17 protein-coding genes are annotated in these 17979 nt (G+C 68.4%); 12 read left to right on the top strand and 5 right to left on the bottom strand.

The features are described from left to right. Positions 1-80: 80 nt before the first annotated feature. The 5 genes from IEY14_RS08845 (at position 81) to IEY14_RS08865 (ending at position 4732) form a co-directional block, all read left to right on the top strand. Positions 81-1337: an ABC transporter substrate-binding protein gene (locus IEY14_RS08845; RefSeq protein WP_188907842.1), complete on the top strand. Its 1257-nt coding sequence runs from the start codon at positions 81-83 to the stop codon at positions 1335-1337. A gap of 30 nt (positions 1338-1367) precedes the next feature. Further along, the gene (locus tag IEY14_RS08850) at positions 1368-2444 is read left to right on the top strand and encodes an ABC transporter ATP-binding protein (protein ID WP_188907843.1); all 1077 of its coding nucleotides are present in this window, start codon (positions 1368-1370) and stop codon (positions 2442-2444) included. Next, entirely contained in the window at positions 2441-3334 is an 894-nt protein-coding gene (locus IEY14_RS08855) for a carbohydrate ABC transporter permease (protein ID WP_188907844.1), read from the top strand. The genes IEY14_RS08850 and IEY14_RS08855 overlap by 4 nt, the downstream gene beginning before the upstream one ends. 95 nt (positions 3335-3429) lie before the next feature. Beyond that, complete coding sequence (locus IEY14_RS08860) at positions 3430-4227, top strand: carbohydrate ABC transporter permease (RefSeq protein ID WP_373288950.1); 798 nt, start codon at positions 3430-3432, stop codon at positions 4225-4227. Between the two features lie 4 nt (positions 4228-4231). Beyond that, positions 4232-4732, top strand: a complete 501-nt coding sequence (locus tag IEY14_RS08865; RefSeq protein WP_188907846.1) for a GNAT family N-acetyltransferase — start codon at positions 4232-4234, stop codon at positions 4730-4732. A 237-nt stretch (positions 4733-4969) separates the two neighbouring features. Here IEY14_RS08865 and IEY14_RS08870 read toward each other — a convergent pair whose 3' ends face one another. The 3 genes from IEY14_RS08870 to IEY14_RS08880 form a co-directional block, all read right to left on the bottom strand. Next, the gene (locus IEY14_RS08870; protein WP_244639394.1) at positions 4970-5860 is read right to left on the bottom strand and encodes an alpha/beta hydrolase family protein; all 891 of its coding nucleotides are present in this window, start codon (positions 5858-5860) and stop codon (positions 4970-4972) included. Between the two features lie 89 nt (positions 5861-5949). Further along, positions 5950-6978, bottom strand: coding sequence for an SIS domain-containing protein (locus IEY14_RS08875; RefSeq protein WP_188907848.1), 1029 nt, complete (start codon positions 6976-6978; stop codon positions 5950-5952). Between the two features lie 6 nt (positions 6979-6984). Further along, positions 6985-7737: a GntR family transcriptional regulator gene (locus IEY14_RS08880; RefSeq protein WP_188907849.1), complete on the bottom strand. Its 753-nt coding sequence runs from the start codon at positions 7735-7737 to the stop codon at positions 6985-6987. 365 nt (positions 7738-8102) lie between these two features. Between IEY14_RS08880 and IEY14_RS08885 the strand changes: the two genes are divergently transcribed. Further along, positions 8103-8501 carry a VOC family protein gene (locus tag IEY14_RS08885; RefSeq protein WP_188907850.1) on the top strand — a complete coding sequence of 133 codons (399 nt, stop codon included), beginning with the start codon at positions 8103-8105 and terminating at the stop codon, positions 8499-8501. 23 nt (positions 8502-8524) lie between these two features. Here IEY14_RS08885 and IEY14_RS08890 read toward each other — a convergent pair whose 3' ends face one another. After that, positions 8525-10516 carry a response regulator gene (locus IEY14_RS08890; RefSeq protein ID WP_244639395.1) on the bottom strand — a complete coding sequence of 664 codons (1992 nt, stop codon included), beginning with the start codon at positions 10514-10516 and terminating at the stop codon, positions 8525-8527. A gap of 661 nt (positions 10517-11177) precedes the next feature. Between IEY14_RS08890 and IEY14_RS08895 the strand changes: the two genes are divergently transcribed. The 4 genes from IEY14_RS08895 (at position 11178) to IEY14_RS08910 (ending at position 15197) form a co-directional block, all read left to right on the top strand. Then, positions 11178-12233, top strand: coding sequence for a DHH family phosphoesterase (locus IEY14_RS08895; protein WP_188907851.1), 1056 nt, complete (start codon positions 11178-11180; stop codon positions 12231-12233). Further along, on the top strand, positions 12230-13279 hold the full coding sequence (uvsE, locus tag IEY14_RS08900; protein WP_188907852.1) for a UV DNA damage repair endonuclease UvsE: 1050 nt from the start codon (positions 12230-12232) through the stop codon (positions 13277-13279). The genes IEY14_RS08895 and uvsE overlap by 4 nt, the downstream gene beginning before the upstream one ends. A 43-nt stretch (positions 13280-13322) precedes the next feature. Continuing rightward, a complete protein-coding gene (locus tag IEY14_RS08905) occupies positions 13323-13910 on the top strand; it encodes a sugar O-acetyltransferase (RefSeq protein WP_188907853.1) in 588 nt (195 codons plus the stop codon). Positions 13911-14060: 150 nt separating this feature from the next. Beyond that, on the top strand, positions 14061-15197 hold the full coding sequence (locus tag IEY14_RS08910; RefSeq protein ID WP_188907854.1) for a GGDEF domain-containing protein: 1137 nt from the start codon (positions 14061-14063) through the stop codon (positions 15195-15197). Positions 15198-15307: 110 nt separating this feature from the next. Here the strand turns inward: IEY14_RS08910 and IEY14_RS08915 are convergent, their stop codons facing one another. Then, positions 15308-15571 carry a hypothetical protein gene (locus IEY14_RS08915; protein ID WP_188907855.1) on the bottom strand — a complete coding sequence of 88 codons (264 nt, stop codon included), beginning with the start codon at positions 15569-15571 and terminating at the stop codon, positions 15308-15310. 242 nt (positions 15572-15813) lie between these two features. Between IEY14_RS08915 and IEY14_RS08920 the strand changes: the two genes are divergently transcribed. Continuing rightward, positions 15814-16659 (top strand): SDR family oxidoreductase, encoded by an 846-nt coding sequence (locus IEY14_RS08920; RefSeq protein ID WP_188907856.1) that lies wholly within the window; start codon positions 15814-15816, stop codon positions 16657-16659. Positions 16660-17059: 400 nt separating this feature from the next. Then, complete coding sequence (cyoA, locus tag IEY14_RS08925) at positions 17060-17974, top strand: ubiquinol oxidase subunit II (protein ID WP_188907857.1); 915 nt, start codon at positions 17060-17062, stop codon at positions 17972-17974. Positions 17975-17979 lie beyond the last annotated feature (5 nt).

A 17979-nucleotide genomic window follows, 5' to 3' on the forward strand; every position in this document is an offset into this window, starting at 1 on the left:
CGGAGGTCCAATCCAATACCAGTACCGGCGGGTTCTGTTTGGATCCCGCGGCTCCGGTTCCGCCGTCAGGGAGATCGATCATGTCCTGGAAGACCCTCGCCCTCTCCGCCACCCTTCTGTCGGGGCTCGCCCTTGGCCCGGCCCGGGCCGAGACGATCACCATGTTCTGCGGCGCGACGGATTACGACCTCTGCGTCAAGGCCTCGAAGAACTGGGGCGAGAAGACCGGCAACGTCGCCAACATCAACAAGATGCCGGCCAATCTCGACGACGCGATCCCGCTCTTCCAGCAGCTCCTCGCCGCCAGGTCGCCGGATGTCGATGTGCTCTTCCTGGATGTCATCTGGCTCGGCATGTTCAAGAACAACCTGATGGATCTCGGCCCCCTCGTGCCGAAGGAGGAGCAGGCGCAGCATTTCAAGGCGACGCTGGAGGCGGGTCTCCTCGACGGCAAGCTGATCTCGATGCCGATGTATATGGATGTCGGCCTGATGTATTATCGCAAGGACCTCCTCGACAAATACGGCTTGCAGCCGCCCAAGACCTGGGACGAGCTGGCGAGCGAGGCCAAGACCGTGCAGGACAAGGAGCGCGCCGCCGGCCAGGGCGATCTCTGGGGCTATACCTGGCAGGCCAAGAGCTACGAGGGCCTGACCTGCGACGCGATCGAGCTCGTCGCCTCGCATGGCGGCGGCACGATCATCGACCCGGACGGCAAGGTGACGATCGACAATCCGGCCGCCGCCGAGGCGATCACCAAGGCCAAGGGCTGGATCGGCACGATCAGCCCGGAAGGCACGCTGAACTATGACGAAGAGGCCTCGCGCGCCGTCTTCGAGGCCGGCAATTCGGTCTTCCACCGCAACTGGCCCTATGTCTGGGGCACGTCGAACGGCGAGGGCTCGAAGGTCGCCGGCAAGGTCGGCGTGATGCCGCTGCCGGTCGGCAAGGACGGGCAGAAGTCGAGCGGCTGTCTCGGCCCGATGTATGTCGCGATCTCGAAATATTCGCAGCATGCCGAAACGGCGGCGAGCTTCGTGCGCTACATCACCGGCCCGGAAATGCAGAAGATCCGCGCCGTCGAGGGCGCCTACAATCCCTCGATCGCCGCGCTCTACCAGGACCAGGACATCCTGGCCAAGCTTCCCTTCCTGAAGGACACGAGCGCCGCCTTCGCCGATGCCGCGACGCGGCCCTCCGGCTATGCCGGCGCCAATTACAACCGCGTCTCCCAGACCTTCTATCGCGGCGTCCACGACATGCTGACCGGCGGCAATGTCGAATCGGGCCTGAAGGCGATGGCGGGCCGCATCGAGAAGCAGAAGGACGCGCGGTGATCCGCGCGGCGCGCTGAGGGCGATCTTCCCATGGCCTCCGTCGAGCTTCGCGGCGTCTCGAAGAGCTTCCACACGATCGACGTCATCCGCGACGTCGATCTTCGGATCGAGGACGGCGAGTTCGTCGTCTTCGTCGGGCCTTCGGGCTGCGGCAAGTCCACATTGCTCCGCATGGTCGCGGGGCTGATCCCGGTGACGCGCGGCGAGGTCGCGATCGACGGCGAGGCGGTGACGGACGTTCCCGCCTCCGCGCGGGGCGTCGCCTTCGTCTTCCAGTCCTATGCGCTCTATCCGCATATGAATGTCGAGCGGAACATCGGCTTCGCGCTGGAAACGGCGGGGCAGCGGAAGGAGGCGATCCGCGCCAAGGTGAAGGAGGTAGCCCGGCTCCTGAAGGTCGACCATCTCCTCGGCCGGCGCCCGCGCGAGCTCTCCGGCGGCCAGCGCCAGCGCGTCGCCATCGGCCGGGCCCTCGTCCGCAAGCCCGAGGTCTTCCTGTTCGACGAGCCGCTCTCCAATCTCGATACGGACCTGCGCGCCGAGATGCGGGTGGAGATCGCCCGGCTCCACAAGGAACTCGGCACGACCATGATCTATGTGACGCACGATCAGGTGGAGGCGATGACGCTCGCCGACCGCATCGTCGTCCTCAATGCCGGGCGGATCGAGCAGGTCGGCAGTCCGAGCGAACTCTATCACGCGCCGGCGAGCCGCTTCGTCGCCGGCTTCATCGGCTCGCCGCGCATGAACTTCCTGAAGGTGCGCGACGAGGCGGGCGTCCTCACGGGCGCGGGCGGTCTCGCCCTGCCGGTCGGCCTGCCGGGCGTCGCCGAGATCGGCCTTCGGCCGGAGGCGCTGCGGCTCGTGGCGCCGGGCGAGGGGGCGATCTCGGGCCGGCTCGAACGGATCGAGGATCTCGGCCACGAGCATCATGCCTATGTGCGCCTGTCCGACGATTCGGTCGTCGCCCTGCGCCTGCCGGGCCGCGTGCCGGCGGCGACGGTGGACGAGACGGTGGCGCTCGGCTTCGACCGCGACGATCTCTATCTCTTCGCCGAGGACGGGCGGCGGCTCGCGCCCGCCCTTCGCCAGGGCGCGGCGGCATGACGACGCGGCTCGAACGCCGCGAGCATCGCGCGGCCTGGCTCTTTCTCTTCCCCATGGCGGCGGCGATGCTGCTCGTCGCCCTCTGGCCGCTCGGCCGCACCTTCTTCTTCTCCTTCACCGACGCCTATCTCGACGACCCGACCACCTATGGCTTCGTCGGCTTCGAGAACTTCCTGGAGGTCGCGCGCGACCCGTCCTTCTGGCTGGCGGTCAGGAACACGCTGGTCTTCACGGTTCTGTCCGTCTCGCTCGAAACCCTGCTCGGCCTCGGCATCGCGCTTCTCATCAACGAGGCGATCCCGGGGCGGGGACTGGTGCGGGCGGCGATCCTCGTGCCCTGGGCGATTCCCGTCGTCGTCTCCACCAAGATCTGGGACTGGATGCTGAACGACCAGTTCGGCATCGTGAACAAGGCGATCGTCGGCCTCGGCCTCGCCGAGCACGGCATCGCCTGGACCTCCGGCTCCTGGCTGATCATGGGCGTCACCATCTTCATCGACATATGGATGACGACGCCCTTCATGGTGCTTCTCATCCTCGCCGGCCTGCAATTGCTGCCGGGCGAGATCTTCGAGGCGGCGGAGGTCGACGGCATTCCGGCCTGGAAACGCTTCTGGTCGATCACCCTGCCGCTGCTGCGCCCGGCGATCGGCGTCGCCGTGCTCTTCCGGGTGCTCGACGCGCTGCGGATGTTCGACCTCGCCTATGTGCTCTCCGCCAGCAACGAGAACATCATGACCATGTCGATCTATGCGCGGAACCGGCTGATCTCGTTCCAGGAGCTCGGCATCGGCTCGGCCGCCTCGACCTCCGTCTTCCTGATCGTCGCCCTCGTCGCGATCCTGATCATCGGCGCGCTGCGGCTCGACCGGGCGGCGGGAGAGGTCTGATGGACGCCGCCCTGCCGCTCTCCTCGCCGGCCTCGCTCGCCCGCCGCCGCGCCGCGCTGCGCCACCGCCGGGCCCGGCGCGTGAAGCGCGGCCTGATGATGGCCGCCCTGGCGCTCGCCCTCGTCTACACGCTCTTTCCCTATTACTGGGCGATCGTCTCCTCGACCAAGCAGGGCGACGCGCTCTTCGACCGGGCGCTCCTGCCGGCGCTCGATCTCACGAACTACCGGCTGCTCTTCGCCAATCCGGTCTTCATGCGCTCGCTCGCCAATTCGGTCTTCGTCGCGACCTCGACGACGGCGATCTCGCTGCTCCTCGGCGTCAGCGCCGCCTATGCGCTCGGCCGCATCGAGTTTCCGCAGCGGCGGGCGGTGTTGATCCTCGTCCTGATGATCTCGATCTTCCCGCAGGTCGTGGTTCTCTCCGGCATGTTCGAGCTGGTGCAATGGCTCGGCCTCTTCAACCGGCCGAGTTCGCTCGTCCTCACGTATCTCCTCTCCACCGTACCCTTCACCACCTGGATCCTCACGAGCTTCATCCGCGAGTTTCCGCGCGAGCTGGAGGAGGCGGCGGTGATGGACGGCGCCTCGCACTGGCGCATCCTCACCCGCATCCTCCTGCCCCTGATGGGGCCGGCGCTCGCCTCCACCGGCATCCTCGCCTTCATCCTGGCCTGGAACGAGTTCCTCTTCGCGCTGACCTTCATCCTCACCGACGAGAACCGCACGGTGCCGGTGGCGATCGGTCTCATCTCCGGCGCCTCGCGCTACGAATATCCCTTCGGCCAGATCATGGCGGCCTCCGTCACGGTGACGCTGCCGCTGATCGTCCTCGTCCTCCTCTTCCAACGCAAGATCGTCTCCGGCCTCACCGCCGGCGCCGTGAAAGGCTGATCCGATGTCGCTCGACATGCTCGTGAAGCTCTACGACCTCGCGCCCGATCCGGCGCTCGACCGGCGCCTCGCCGAAGGGGGCATCGAGATCCGCCGCGCGCTGCCGCCGGAACTCGTGCTGATCAACCGCTGGATCGAGCCGCGCTTCGGCGCCGGCTGGGTGAGCGAGACGACGGTGGCGATGGCGCGCCAGCCGCCGGCCTGCTTCCTGGCGGTGAAGGGGGGCGAGCTGATCGGCTTCGCCTGCTACGACGCGACGGCGCGCGGCTTCTTCGGCCCGACCGGCGTCGACGAGACGGCGCGGGGCCTCGGGGCCGGCCAGGGCCTGCTCCTCGCCTGCCTCACCGACATGCGCAACCAGGGCTATGGCTATGGCGTGATCGGCGCCGCCGGCCCGCAGGACTTCTATCGCCGCTGCGTCGGCGCCATCGGCATCGAGGGCTCCTCGCCCGGCATCTATCGCGGCATGCTGCGCGACGCCGAGCCGACCTACAAGGAGCACTGAGCCTCCATTTGGATCCTGGCGCGCTTATGCCTTGATGTTTGGCGAAACCGTCTCAGCTTCGTCATCCCGGCCTTGAGCCGGGATCCATGCCTCGGCGAGGCAGCATGGGTGGGGACAAGAAAGGGGTGCCCTTCCGCATCGTTCCCGGCCCGCCTTGACCGGCTTGGCATGGATCCCGGCTCAAGGCCGGGATGACGAAGGGCAAGGCGAGCAGATCGCTGCCAAGGCGCGATGAGATCAGATCCCGCCGAAGAAGGCGAGGCTTTCCGCCGTCTCGCCCGGGATTGCGGATGTATGGTCGCCGGCGACGATGCCGTGCCGGACCTTGCGGCCGGCCGCCGTCGCCCGCTCGGCGGTGAGGCGGATCGCGTTCTCGGTCCGCAGCTCCTTCGAACCGTGCAGCATCAGCACCGGGCATTTGAAGCTTCCCGCATAGCAGACGGCCGAGCGCATCTCGAATTCGCGCGGATCGGCCGTGTCGAAGCGGATGTCCTCGGCGAAACGGCCGAAGAAGGCGCGGGCGTCGGGATTGGGCGAGAAGGCCGCCGCCGCCCGGAAGAGCGGCGAGGCGAGGGCGGCGAGCAGCGTCAGCGTGCCGCCGACGCTATGGCCGGCGAGGAACAGGCGCGAGGTGTCGACGCCCGGCACGGCGCGCAGGGCTGCCGCCGCCGCCAGGACGTCGGCGGTCTCGTCGTAGAAGCCGGAAAAGGCGCCGGGCTGGCCGTTCTCGGCGCGGAGCGCCGGCATCAGCGCGACGAAACCCTGATCGCGATAGGGCTTCGTCAGATCCCAATGGCCGTGCCAGAGCGCGTTGCCGCCGTGCAGGAACAGGATCGCCGGGCGTGTCTCGCCCGCCGGCACCGGTTCGGACAGCCAGGCGGTGAGGTCCAACCCGTCGGAGCGATAGCGGATGCGGCGCGCGCCGGGCGGTGCGTCGAGCGACTCGCCCTCGTCCGGCGCCGGCCCGCGCCGGAGAAGATGCGTCGCGAAGCCGCGCCGCGCCGCCGCATAGTCCTCCGCGAAGAGCGGCGGCGCGGCATCGTCCGGATAGGGCTGGCGGGCGGGGGCGGGTTCGGCCCCGAAGGCGAGGCGCGGCGCCGCGCCGAACGCCAGGCCCGCGAGAACCATCCTTCGATCGAGGCCCATGACCGCCCTCCGAAGCGCCCGTCCACGATGGGGAACATAGGCGGGGCGCGGCCGGCGACGACCGCGCCGCGTCAGACCGTCTCGGTGACCTTGCGCAGGCCCCTGGGATTGTCCGGGTCGTGGCCGCGCGCCCGCGACAGGGCCTCGGCGAAGCCGTAGAAGGAGAGGATCATCGACAGGGGCTCGGTCAGCGGGTGGCCGGTCGGCGCATGGGGCAGGGCGGTCGGCCGGTTCGCCTCGCCGCCGATGGCGAAGAGCGCCGCGCCGCTCTCGGCGAGGCGCCGGCAGACGTCGATCATGCCGGGCCGGGCCGCGTCGTCCGGCATGAAGACGAAGGCCGGAAAGCCGCTCTCGACCAGCGAGACCGGACCGTGGATCAGTTCGGCCCCCGAGAAGCATTCGGCATGGAGGATCGAGGTTTCCTTGAACTTCAGCGCCGCCTCGCCCGCCATGGCGAGGCCGGGACCGCGCCCGACCGTATAGAGCGAACTCGCCTGCCGGCAGGGCTCCAGCGCGGCCGACCAGTCCATGGCGAGCGCCCGGGACAGGGCGTCCGGCAGGGCGGCCAGCGCGGCGAGCAGGGCCTCGTCCTCCGCCCAATGGGCGACGATGCCGAGCGCCGCCACCGCCGAGGTGACGAAGCTCTTCGTCGCCGCGACGCTGCGCTCCGGCCCGGCCGCCAGCGGCACCGCCCGCCCGGCCTCGGCCGCCAGCGGCGAGTTCTCGGCATTGACCAGCGCGATCGTCTCGGCGCCGGCCTCGCGCACCCGGCGCATCAGGGCGACGATGTCCGGGCTCTGGCCGGATTGCGAGATGCCGATGCCGGCGGCGCCCGGCAGGCGGAGCCGCGCGCCGTAGACGGAGGCGAGCGAGGGGCCGAGCGAGGCGACCGGAACGCCGAGCCGCAGTTCCGTGACATATTTCAGGAAGGTCGCCGCCTGGTCCGACGAGCCCCGCGCGACGGTGACGACGACGCGCGGATCGAGCCGGCGGAGCAGCGCGCCGGCCTCCCGCATGGCGTCGCCCGAAGTGCCGAGCAGCCGCTCCACGGCGGCCGGCGCCTCGTCGATCTCCTGGCGCATCAAGGAAGGCATGGTCATTCCGGCTCAGCTCCTGGAAGAAACGGTGAGTTCGGCGACGAAGTCGTAGGCGTCGCCGCGATAGTGCGATTGGGTGAGTTCGACGGGGCGGCCGCCGGCATCGAAGGCAACGCGCACCATGCAGAGCGCGGCGGCCCCTTCGGGCAGGCCGAGCAGGGCGGCATCCTCCGCCCCGAGATTTTCCGCGCTGATGCGCTGGAGCGCCCGGACGGGGCGGTGCCCGAGCCGGTCCATCGCGTCGTAGAGCGAGCCGTCCACGGCGGCGGGATCGGGCAGGAGGGCGGCGGGCACGCAGGCCCGCTCGACCACGATCGGCGTCGCGTCCGCGCGGCGCATGCGCGACAGCCGCGCCACCGCCTCGCCGGGCGACAGGCCGAGCCGCAGCGCCTCTTCCGGCGTCACCCGGCCGATCGAGCGGTCCAGCCATTGCGAGGTCGTCGCATGGCCGCGCGCCCGCATGTCCTCGGTGAAGGAGGTGAGATGCGACAGGCCCTGCTGGAACTTGCGCTGGGGCGGGGCGACGAAGGTGCCCGAGCCGTGGCGCTGTTCGATGAGACCCTCGGCGACGAGGCCTTCCAGCGCCTTGCGCACGGTGACGCGCGACACGCCGACGCTCGCGGCGAGCTCGCGCTCCGGCGGCAGCGCCTCCAGCGGCTTCAGCGCGCCGTCCAGCACCGCCTGACGGATCTTCGCCTGCAGGCGCAGGTAGAGCGGACCTTCGTCAGAAAGGAAGCCGTCCGGTCCGAAGATCGTGTTCATCGCCTGTCCGAGCAAAAACGACGCGGTGGGGGAAGTGGTTCGCTTCATCCAATACCAAAGAAGTCCAGGCGCTTGCAATGGACCACAGCGAATTCCGTCGATCGCCGCGCAAGATCGCGCTGCGACTATCCCGATATCGGAAGAAACATTAGCAAAAACATACGTCTAGACGGCTGAGCGCGCAGGTTGTCGAAGGCTTCCCCTTCCAATCGATGCGCCCGCCCGTTCGTGACAGTATTGGTACTTATTTGGTTCTGTCAATGAGTCCGAGGCGCAGCCCGACCGGCATGGATTCCGTCGCGGCTTTTCCCTAACTACCGGCGCGGCGGTGCGACCGCCAGGGCGAACGGGATACGGGGGCCGACGTGGCGAAGCTCATTCATTCGATGATCCGGGTGCTGGACGAGGCGCGGTCCGTCGCCTTCTATCGCACGGCCTTCGGCCTCGAGATCGCCGACCGGCTGGATTTCGACGGCTTCACGCTGATCTATCTCGCCAATGACGAGTCCGGCTTCGAGCTGGAACTGACCGTCAACAAGGGGCAGGCGGAGCCCTACGACCTCGGCAAGGGCTACGGGCATCTGGCTGTATCCGTCGCCGATCTGGAGGCCGAGCATCGCCGGCTGGCGGAGGCCGGCCTCCAGCCGAAGGACATCAAGGAGCTCGCCCATACCTCCAGCGGCGGCATGGCGCGCTTCTTCTTCATCGAGGACCCGGACGGCTACAAGATCGAGGTGCTCCAGCGCGGCTGGCGCTTCCGCTAGGGCGCGGCCGGGGCCGGCGCGGCTCAGCCCGGTCCGTCCGTCACCGCGCGCACATTGGCCGCTACCTCCTTCAGGCTGACCTCGCCCTTGGTCATGACATGCGAGGCGGATTCGAGCCGCACGCGCTCGGCGGCGGTGAGATCCCGCGCCGAAAGGACGATGACCGGGATGTCGCGGTCGCTCGGCCGGCTGCGCAGCGCATGCAGGAAGCTGAAGCCGTCCATCACCGGCATCGTCAGGTCGAGCAGGATGACGCGGGGCGGGGCGGCCGCGACGCGGTCGAGCGCCTCCTGGCCGTTCGCCGCCTCCACCACCGTCCAGCCGTCGCGCTCGAGGGACGAGCGCACCCGCTCGCGCGCATCCGGATCGTCGTCGACGACGAGCACGTCGCCGACATCCTCGCGGAAGCGGTCCATCACCTCGCGGAAGCGCTCCCAGCGCACCGGCTTGTCGACATAGTCGGCGGCGCCGAGCGAGGAGGCGAGGCCGCGCTCGCTGACGAAGGTGACCATCACGACCGGAATGCTGGCGAGATCGGGATCGGCCTTCAATCGGCCGAGCACCGTCCAGCCGTCGATGCCGGGCATCATCACGTCGAGCAGGATGGCGCGCGGCCGCAATTCCTTGGCGAGCGTCAGGCCCGTCGCCCCGTCGGCGGCGGTGACCGTCGAGAAGCCCTCGCGCGCGAGAAAGCGCGTCATCAGTTCGCGCTGCGCCGTGTCGTCGTCGATCACCAGCACCACCTTCGCCGGATCGACATCCGGGACGACCGGCACCTGCGCTTCGAGTTCGGCCTCCTCCGGCGCGGGCTCGGGCACGGCGAAGGGCAGGGTGAGGGTGAAGGTGCTGCCCCGGCCCGCCTCGCTGGTCACCGAGACTTCGCCGCCCAGCATGGCACTGAAGGCCTTGGTGAGGGCGAGGCCGAGACCGGTGCCGCCATATTTGCGCGTCGTCGAGGCATCGGCCTGCTGGAAGCGCTGGAACAGACGCTCCAGCTGCTCGGCCGTCATGCCGATGCCGGTGTCATGAACGGTGAAGACCATCGCCTCCGCCCGCCGCTCGACGCCGAGCGTGATGGTGCCGTCCTGCGTGAACTTCGCGGCATTGCTCAGGAGGTTGAGAAGGATCTGGCGCAGCTTGGTGACGTCGGAATGGAGCGTTCCGACCGCCCCGGCGAGACGCAGTTCCAGACGGTTGTTCTTCTTCTCCACCAGCCGCTGGGCCGTCGCCGCGACGTCCCGCACGATCTCGGCGACGTCGAAGGTCTCGGCATAGATGTCCATCTTGCCGCTCTCGACCTTCGACAGGTCGAGCACGTCGTTGATGAGGCTCAGGAGATGGCGGGCATTGCTCTCGATCTTGGCGACGTCGCGTGCGAGATCGGCGGGAGCCGCGCCGTCCTCGGCCTCCTCGATGATCATCTCGGCATAGCCGATGATCGCCGACAGCGGCGTGCGCAGCTCGTGGCTCATATTCGCCAGGAACTGGCTCTTGGCGATATTGGCCTCCTCGGCCGCCTGCAGCGCGTCGGTCGCCGCCCGTTCGGCGAGGATCTGGTCCGTCGTCTCGTTGCAGGCGCAGAAGAGACCGGTGACGGTGCCGGTGTCGTCGTAGACGGGCGTGTAGGAAAAGGCGAAATGCGCCTCCGCCATCGTGCCGTTGCGTTCGACATAGAGGGTGATGTCGTCGAAATGCACCGACTCCCCGTCGAAGACCTGAAGGACCAGCGGCTCGATCTCGCTCCAGATCTCGGCCCAGACCTCGCGGAAGGGATGGCCGAAGGCGGAAGGGTGCTTGCTCTGCAGCAGGCCGCAATAGGCGTCGTTGTAGAGCATCGTGCCCTGCTCGCCCCAGGCGAGGAACATCGGCTGGCGCGAGGCCAGCATCAGGCCGACCAGCGTCTTCAGCGCGCGGGGCCAGGTCGAGGGGGCGCCGAGCGGGGTCGCGACCCAGTCGAAGTCCCGGAAGCGCCCGGCCATCTCACCCTTGCCGCTCAAGAAGCGGGACGTCACCATGGCCGATCGCCCTCCTGCCGGCCGCCGCGCCACGCGCCCGGCCGACCGTCGAGCCTACCTAAGCTTCGATTGAGCACCTGACAGGGGGACATCATGTCCCGGAGAAAAAAGGGAAATCGCGATGGCTGAAAGCTGGCGGAAGGGTCTAGAAAACCAAAACGCCCACCGGGGGAGGACCGGTGGGCGTTGGTTTCAGCCCTCGCCTGGGAGGAGGAGAGCGAGGGCATCGCGGCGGGCGGTGGGAGGAACCGCCGGCCTATCCGCATCGCCCTGGGAGGAGGTGGGCGCTGCGAAACTCTGATGCACTGAACATACGGATTCGCGGGTCCTTGGAGAAGTTCCAATTTCGCATGGCCGCCTTGCCGATTTGCGGGGGCTGAGCCGGCGGCCGGATGCTTCCTGCCCCCGGAAACGAATGAGGCCGCTGCCCTCCCAAGCAGCGGCCCCAAGAAGCTCAGGAGCAATCGCTCGACCAAGCCGGTCTTCTGGATAGCGGGGAAAGCCCCCGTTCGTCTAGACCGTCATCAATCTGCTTCGTAAATATTCACCCCCTGCCTTCCGTAGCGGCGACCGGGACCATCGGCGCCGGTCGTCTCCGCCGGTTCCGACGGATCGAATCGAGACCTCCGCAGTTCCACGGCGAAGGAACGGCGAGGCAGGCATGGCGGCAGACTTGAGGATCGCGTCACCCGAGGATTTTCCCGAAGCGCTCCGCGCCTTCGGGCCGGAGCCGCTTATCGTCTGCCATAACGACGCCGACGGACTGTCAGCGGGGGTGATCCTGAAGAAGGCGCTGGAACGGCAAGGCCGGCATCCGGCGATCCGCATCGTCGGCAAGGGCGAGAACGCCTATTCGGACGCCTTCCAGGCCGAACTCGCGCCGCGCCGCCGCGACGGCGTGATCCTCGCCGATGTCGGCACGTCCTCGGCGCTGCGTCCCGCCGGTCCGGCGATCGTGGTGGACCACCATGTGCCGACCGGCCTCCCCGCCGGGGCCACCGTGATCTCCGGCATCGAGAACCGCCCCGTTCCGACCTCCAGCCTCATCGCCTATCGCGCGGCGCGGGCGCTCGGGCCGGCGGAGGATCTTCTCTGGCTCGCCGCGATCGGCCTCATCGGCGATCTGGCGGAAGGGGAGGGCTTTCCGGAAATGGAAAGCGCCCGCGCTCTCGGCATTACCGCCCTTCGCAAGGCGGCCTCGCTCGTCAACGCGCCGCGCCGCACGGCGAAGGGCGATGCCTCGGCCGCCTTCGCTCTCCTCGACAAGGCGGAAGGGCCGAAGGCGGTCCTGTCCGGCGCCCATACGGAAACGGCGGCGCTACTCGACGCCAAGGCCGAGGTCGCGCGTGAACTCGATGCCGCGCGCAAGGCCGCCCCGAAAATCGTCGGCGACGTCGCGATCATCCGCTTCCATTCGCCCTGCCAGATCCATCCGCTCGTCGCCCAGGCCTGGCGGGGCCGGCTGAAGGGCAAGATCGTCATCGCCGCCAATACCGGCTACCGGCCGGGCTTCGTGCATTTCGCCGCCCGCGCCGAGGGCGAGCGCGACCTCATCGCCTTCTTCGCCGCCCATCGCCCGCCGGGCGCCGACGAACAGTATGGCAACGGCCATCGTCTCGCCTCCGGCGGCGCGCTGCGCCTGCCCGACTGGAACCTCTTCGTCGCCGATCTCGGCTTCGGCGCCGAGATGGGGCTCGACGCCCGGGAGGCGGCATGAGCGCCCGCCTGTCGCGGCTCGGCTTTCCGGTCAAGGTGATGGCGCGGGACGACCTGAAGAGCAATGACAGCCGCCGCGCCGCCAGCGACCCGCATCTGAAGGTCTCGCTCGGCTATCTCGACCAGATCCTCGACCATCTCGACCGGCACGACATCCGCATGTACCGCATGTCCTCGGACATCGCGCCCTATGCGACCCATCCCGACATGCCGCAGTTCCACGCGATGGTGAAGGAAAGCGCCGCGGAGCTCGCCGCCTTCGGCCGGAAGGCGAAGCAGCTCGACATCCGCCTGTCCTTCCATCCCTCGCAATTCGTGGTCCTGAACAGCCCCGACCCGGACCTCGTCGCCAAGAGCGCCTGGGATCTCGCCAGCCAGGCCGAGATGCTGGACCTGATGGAGCTCGGGCCGGAAGCGGTGCTCGTCATCCATGTCGGCGGCACCTATGGCGACGTTCCGGCCAGCCGCGAGCGCTGGGCGCGGACCTGGCCGACCCTGCCGGAGCCGGTGCGCCGCCGCCTCGTCCTCGAACATGACGACCTGCGCTTCTCCGCCGAGGACGTTCTCTGGATCCACGAGCGGACGGGCGTGCGGCTGATCTTCGACTATCAGCATTTCTGGTGCCTCAATCCCGAGCGCGCCGATCTGCGGCAGACGCTGGAGCGCGTTCTCGCCACCTGGCCGGAGGGCCAGCAGCCGAAGCTGCATTTCTCCTCGCCTCGCACGGAGCTGCGCGAGCAGGTGCGGATCGACAAGGCGACGAAGAAGAAGAAGACCGTGCATGTCGCCCCGGTCTTCACCGGACATGCGGATTTCTGCAATCCGTTCGAATTCGCCACCTTCATGCGCGTGGCGGAAGGGCTCGACTTCGACGTCATGCTGGAGGCGAAGGCGAAGGATCTCGCCCTTCTGCGGCTGCGCCCCGATCTCCTGCGCTACGCGCCGGATGTCGCGGCCCGCTTCGGACTGGAAGCGCAGGACGCGCCGGCGCTCGAAGCCGAAGAGGAGGAGGCGGTGGAGGAGGAACTCGTGCCGGGCGGCGCGTGACGCCCGCCCGCCAGGCAAGCCGCGAGGGGAGGGGCATCCCGTCATGGTGACGCAGAAGGAACGCATGCTTGCCGGCGAGCTCTACAGGGCGGACGATCCGGAACTCGGCGCCGCCTACAGCCGCGCCCAGACGCTTCTCGCCGCCTTCAACGCGACGCGCGGCGACGATGTCGAGCGGCTGACCCGCATCCTCGGCGACCTCCTCGGCCATCTCGGCGAGGGCGCCATGATCAAGCCGGCCTTGCATTGCGACTATGGCGCGAACATCTCGATCGGCGCCCGCAGCTTCGTCAATGTCGGCTGCGTCCTTCTCGACTGCAACCGGATCGTCATCGGCGAGGAGGTTCAGATCGCGCCGGGCGTCCATATCTACACGGCGACCCATCCGCTCGACGCCGCGACCCGCCGGGCGGGCTGGGAGGCGGCGCATCCGGTTTTCATCGGCGACGGCGTCTGGCTGGGCGGCGGCTCGATCGTCTGTCCCGGCGTGACCATCGGCGAGAACACGGTCGTCGGCGCGGGCAGCGTCGTCACAAAGTCGCTGCCGGCGAACGTGCTGGCGGTCGGCAATCCCTGCCGTGTGCTGCGGGCCCTCGACGGGACCGACCCGGAGGGAGGCGGAAGCCGTTAACCGATGCCTCGGCCATCACATCTTGCGTGATCAGCCACTTCGAACCGCAATCGGCGGCATTCGGTCGCGGCGCGAGCCGCGGCCGTTAGGAATTGATGATGCTGCCCTGGATTATGCTCGCGCCACGACCCGTGCCCGCAGGCTGCGCCCATGGACCTTCATACGCTCCACGTGGCGAGCGCGCTGACCAACGTCACCTGCGGACTCGTTCTCGCCGTCGCCTGGTTCGTGCGAAACGAAAGGCCCTGTCTCGGCTGGTGGTCGGCGGCCTTCATGGTCTTCGCTCTCGGCCTTCTCCTGCAGATCGAGGGATCGACCCATCCGGCCGTCGGGGCGCTGACCTACGGGCTCCTCGTCGCCGGCTCGCTCCTGATGCTGTCCGGCTTCCGCAGCTTCGACGGCCGGCGGGCCTTCTCCAACGGCATGCTCCTGTCGCTGCCCCTGCCGCCGGCGACGCATGTCCTCTTGCGCGCCGCCTTTCCCGACACGGAATGGCCGGAGCTCGTCACCTTCGTCGTCAGCTGCCTCCTCCTCATCCAGGTGCCCTTCTACGTTCTCGCCGAGAATCGCGACCGCCTCGCCTTCCGCCGGCTCGCGGGCGCGACCATGGCGGCGCAGCTCGCGATCACGATCTCCGTCGTCGTCTGGGGCTCGGCCCTGGTCTCGCCGGAAAATGTCGCGCTGGCGATCTCGCTCTCCGATCAGGTCTGCAGCACGATCATCATCGCCTGCGTGCTCGGCGTGGTGATCGAGCGCGACAACCAGCGGCTCGGCCGGCTGGCCCATCGTGACGGGCTCACCGGCTGCCTCAACCGGGCGGGCCTCCTGGCCTATAAGGCGACGGCCTCCGGGGCCCACGGCGTCCTGGTCGCCGATCTCGACCATTTCAAGCGCCTGAACGACCGGCACGGGCATTCCGCCGGCGACGAGGCCCTGCGCGAATTCGTCCGCCGCGCCGAGGCGAGCCTGCCGATGAACACGATCCTCGCCCGCTCCGGCGGCGAGGAATTCGTCGCCCTCCTGCCAAGCCGCTCAGCCGCCGAGACGGAGGCCGCCGCGATCCGCCTGAAGGAGGCGGTGAACGCGCGTCTCGTGGATTTCGAAGGCGCCGGCATCGCCCTGACGGTGAGCGTCGGCGTCGCGAGCGTTTCGCCGGGCGAAGCCCTGCGCGACGGTATCCGACGGGCCGATGCCGCGCTCTACCGGGCGAAGGGCGCGGGTCGAAACCGCGTCGCGGTCTACGAGCCCTCGATGCCCTCGGCCGAGTCCGCGATCGCCGTCGCCTGAGGGAAAGGGACGGGGGCGCATCTTCGGCGGCATGCCGGGGGAAGGGCCGCGTGAAGGCGCTCCGGGACGTCGCGAGACCGCGGACGGGACGGCCGCAGTGCTGGCGACCCTTACGAACGTCGCTTCGCCGGAAGGGGGCGATAGAGGAGGATCCTCCCGGTCGGCCGCATCTGGAGGAGAATGTCGAACTCGGCCGCATTGGCGGTCAAGAGGGTCAGTCCCAGTTTCTCGGCCTGGAGGAACAGGACGCAGTCGTGCAGCGCCTTCATCCTGGCGTCGTCGCCATAGCCCTGCGTTCGGCTGAGGATTCCGGCATAGACCGCGGCCCGGCCCATGACGTCGGAATCCGGCGTGAACTGGCGGTGCGCCGGCATTCCTCGCACGATCCGCCCGATCGCCGATCTCGCTGCCGCCGTGCGCGGATCGTCCCCGTGCTACGCTCCGAACGCGAATATCAGTCTCAAGGCGCGGTATCCTCCGCTGCCCTTCCGACCGATCGTCAGCCGGTGACCGAACCCGTCGCCCCTTTTGCGGAACGCCGCGCGGCGGGCGGCCATTCCCGCCGTGAGGGTCGCGCCTCCAACCCGCGCGGCCAGACCAGCCAGGGACGGGACCCATGTCGAACTTTCCGCCGCAGCATCAGAACCATTCGCCGGGGCGCGAGCACGAGATGGATCCGGCGCCCGACTATGCGCCGCGCTATCCGGGCTCCGGTCGGCTCCAGGGCAAGGTGGCGCTCGTCACCGGCGGCGATTCCGGCATCGGCCGGGCGACGGCCGTCCTCTTCGCCCGCGAGGGGGCGAAGCTCGCCATCGTCTATCAGGAAGAGCATCGCGACGCGGAGGACACGAAGGCGCTGATCGAGGCGGAAGGCGGCGAGGCGCTGCTCCTTCCCGGCGACGTGCGCCAGAAGTCCTTCTGCATGAAGGCGGTGGCGGACACGGTCTCGCGCTTCGGCAAGCTCGACGTGCTCGTCAACAACGCCGCCTATCAGGAGGAGGTCGAGGACCTGCGCGATCTCTCCGAGGACCAGCTCCGCCGCACCTTCGAGACCAACATCTACGGCTATTTCTTCATGACGCAGGCCGCGCTCGACCATCTGAAGGAAGGCGCGTCGATCGTGATGACCACCTCGGTCAACAGCTTCAAGGGCAACACGACCCTCATCGACTATTCGGCGACGAAGGGTGCCATCACCGCCTTCGTGCGCTCCATGGCGCAGAACCTCGTGGAGAAGAAGATCCGGGTGAACGGCGTCGCGCCGGGCCCGATCTGGACGCCCTTCATTCCCGACACGATGCCGCCGGACAAGGTGGCGAGCTTCGGCAGCCAGGTGCCGATGAAGCGGGCCGGCCAGCCGAACGAGGTAGCCTCCTGCTTCCTGTTCCTGGCCTGCGAGGACGCTTCCTACATCACCGGCCAGGTGTTGCATCCGAATGGCGGTACGATGGTCGGCGGCTGAGCCGCGTAAGGCGCGAGCGCGAAAAGAAAACATGGCAGTCATGCAACCTCCGCATGGCTGCCATGCGCGTCTTCGGGGCTCGCTTGTGCCGGCCTCCGCCGGCCGAACCCTTCGAATTTTCCTTGAACTCCTTTCAAACTGCGCGCTGGCCGGCGCTCGCCGCGTCGGCCGGAGGACGGCGGCGAGATAAGCGCCGCTCCGCCGGGCCTTTGGTCGCGTCCTGCCGCCGCGCCGCCATTTGCCGCATTCGATTCCCTCGAGGCTTGCGCAATCCTTAAAGGCGGGAGAGTAGTCGCCTTGAGTGACGCGCCTGGATGCACGGGGTAAGAAATCGGCCATTGCCGGATGCGCCCGTTCTGTGCATGCAGGCGGCAAGCGTTCAACGGAAGATCGGCAGGCAATGACGGTTTCGCACGGTTCGAGAGCCAGGCGGCTGCTCACGCTCCTCGGCATAGGCGCGGCGGTGCTCCCGCTCTCGTCCTGCATGGGGATTCTCAATCCGGAAGGGCCGGTGGCCGAGGCGCAGCGGCGCATTCTCGACAACGCCACCTGGATCATGGTCGTCGCCGTGCTCATCCCGGTGATGTTCATCGTCGTGTTCTTCTCCTGGTGGTACCGGGCGAGCAACACGAAGGCGACCTATCGGCCGAACTGGGCCTATTCCGGCGCGGTGGAACTGGTGGTCTGGGCGATCCCGGTGCTCATCATCCTCTTCCTCGGCGGCATCACCTGGATCGGCTCGCACGAGCTCGATCCGCGCCGGCCGCTCGACGACGGCCGCGAGCCGCTCGACGTCCAGGTCGTGTCGCTCGACTGGAAATGGCTCTTCATCTATCCGAGCCTCAACGTCGCGAGCGTCAACGAACTGGCGATGCCGGTCGGCCAGCCGGTGCGCTTCCACATCACCTCGGCGACGGTGATGAACGCCTTCCAGATCCCGCAGCTCGGCAGCATGATCTATGCCATGAACGGCATGGAGACGCAGCTGAACCTGATGGCCAACAATGTCGGCGAGTATCACGGCCAGTCCTCGCACTATAGCGGCGACGGCTTCTCCGACATGTACTTCAAGGCTCGCGCGATGAGCGCGGGCGACTTCAGCGACTGGATCGGCCGGGCGCGCGAGACGGGCGAGGTGCTGGACACCGCCGCCTACGAGAAGCTCGTCCGGGAAAGCAAGGACGTGAAACCCTATACCTATCAGGCCGTGCAGTCCGGCCTCTTCAATTCGATTGTCCTGCAGACCGCGCCGCAGGCGCCCGGCCCCCAGAAGGGCGAGCCGAGCGTCGACGTGTCGCCTCGCTCGGAGGGCTGAGACCC

Source organism: Aureimonas endophytica (assembly GCF_014642635.1).
GTDB classification, from domain to species: Bacteria; Pseudomonadota; Alphaproteobacteria; order Rhizobiales; family Rhizobiaceae; genus Plantimonas; species Plantimonas endophytica.

Bases quoted from the DNA above. Each gene is read 5' to 3' on its own strand.
- IEY14_RS08905 (WP_188907853.1), top strand. From the start codon at position 13,323: ATGGTGACGCAGAAGGAACGCATGCTTGCCGGCGAGCTCTACAGGGCG.
- IEY14_RS08850 (WP_188907843.1), top strand. From the start codon at position 1,368: ATGGCCTCCGTCGAGCTTCGCGGCGTCTCGAAGAGCTTCCACACGATC.
- IEY14_RS08875 (WP_188907848.1), bottom strand. From the start codon at position 6,978: ATGACCATGCCTTCCTTGATGCGCCAGGAGATCGACGAGGCGCCGGCC.
- cyoA (WP_188907857.1), top strand. From the start codon at position 17,060: ATGACGGTTTCGCACGGTTCGAGAGCCAGGCGGCTGCTCACGCTCCTC.
- IEY14_RS08920 (WP_188907856.1), top strand. From the start codon at position 15,814: ATGTCGAACTTTCCGCCGCAGCATCAGAACCATTCGCCGGGGCGCGAG.
- IEY14_RS08910 (WP_188907854.1), top strand. From the start codon at position 14,061: ATGGACCTTCATACGCTCCACGTGGCGAGCGCGCTGACCAACGTCACC.
- uvsE (WP_188907852.1), top strand. From the start codon at position 12,230: ATGAGCGCCCGCCTGTCGCGGCTCGGCTTTCCGGTCAAGGTGATGGCG.
- IEY14_RS08890 (WP_244639395.1), bottom strand. From the start codon at position 10,516: ATGGTGACGTCCCGCTTCTTGAGCGGCAAGGGTGAGATGGCCGGGCGC.
- IEY14_RS08915 (WP_188907855.1), bottom strand. From the start codon at position 15,571: ATGCCGGCGCACCGCCAGTTCACGCCGGATTCCGACGTCATGGGCCGG.
- IEY14_RS08870 (WP_244639394.1), bottom strand. From the start codon at position 5,860: ATGGTTCTCGCGGGCCTGGCGTTCGGCGCGGCGCCGCGCCTCGCCTTC.
- IEY14_RS08845 (WP_188907842.1), top strand. From the start codon at position 81: ATGTCCTGGAAGACCCTCGCCCTCTCCGCCACCCTTCTGTCGGGGCTC.
- IEY14_RS08895 (WP_188907851.1), top strand. From the start codon at position 11,178: ATGGCGGCAGACTTGAGGATCGCGTCACCCGAGGATTTTCCCGAAGCG.
- IEY14_RS08855 (WP_188907844.1), top strand. From the start codon at position 2,441: ATGACGACGCGGCTCGAACGCCGCGAGCATCGCGCGGCCTGGCTCTTT.
- IEY14_RS08880 (WP_188907849.1), bottom strand. From the start codon at position 7,737: ATGAACACGATCTTCGGACCGGACGGCTTCCTTTCTGACGAAGGTCCG.
- IEY14_RS08860 (WP_373288950.1), top strand. From the start codon at position 3,430: ATGATGGCCGCCCTGGCGCTCGCCCTCGTCTACACGCTCTTTCCCTAT.
- IEY14_RS08865 (WP_188907846.1), top strand. From the start codon at position 4,232: ATGTCGCTCGACATGCTCGTGAAGCTCTACGACCTCGCGCCCGATCCG.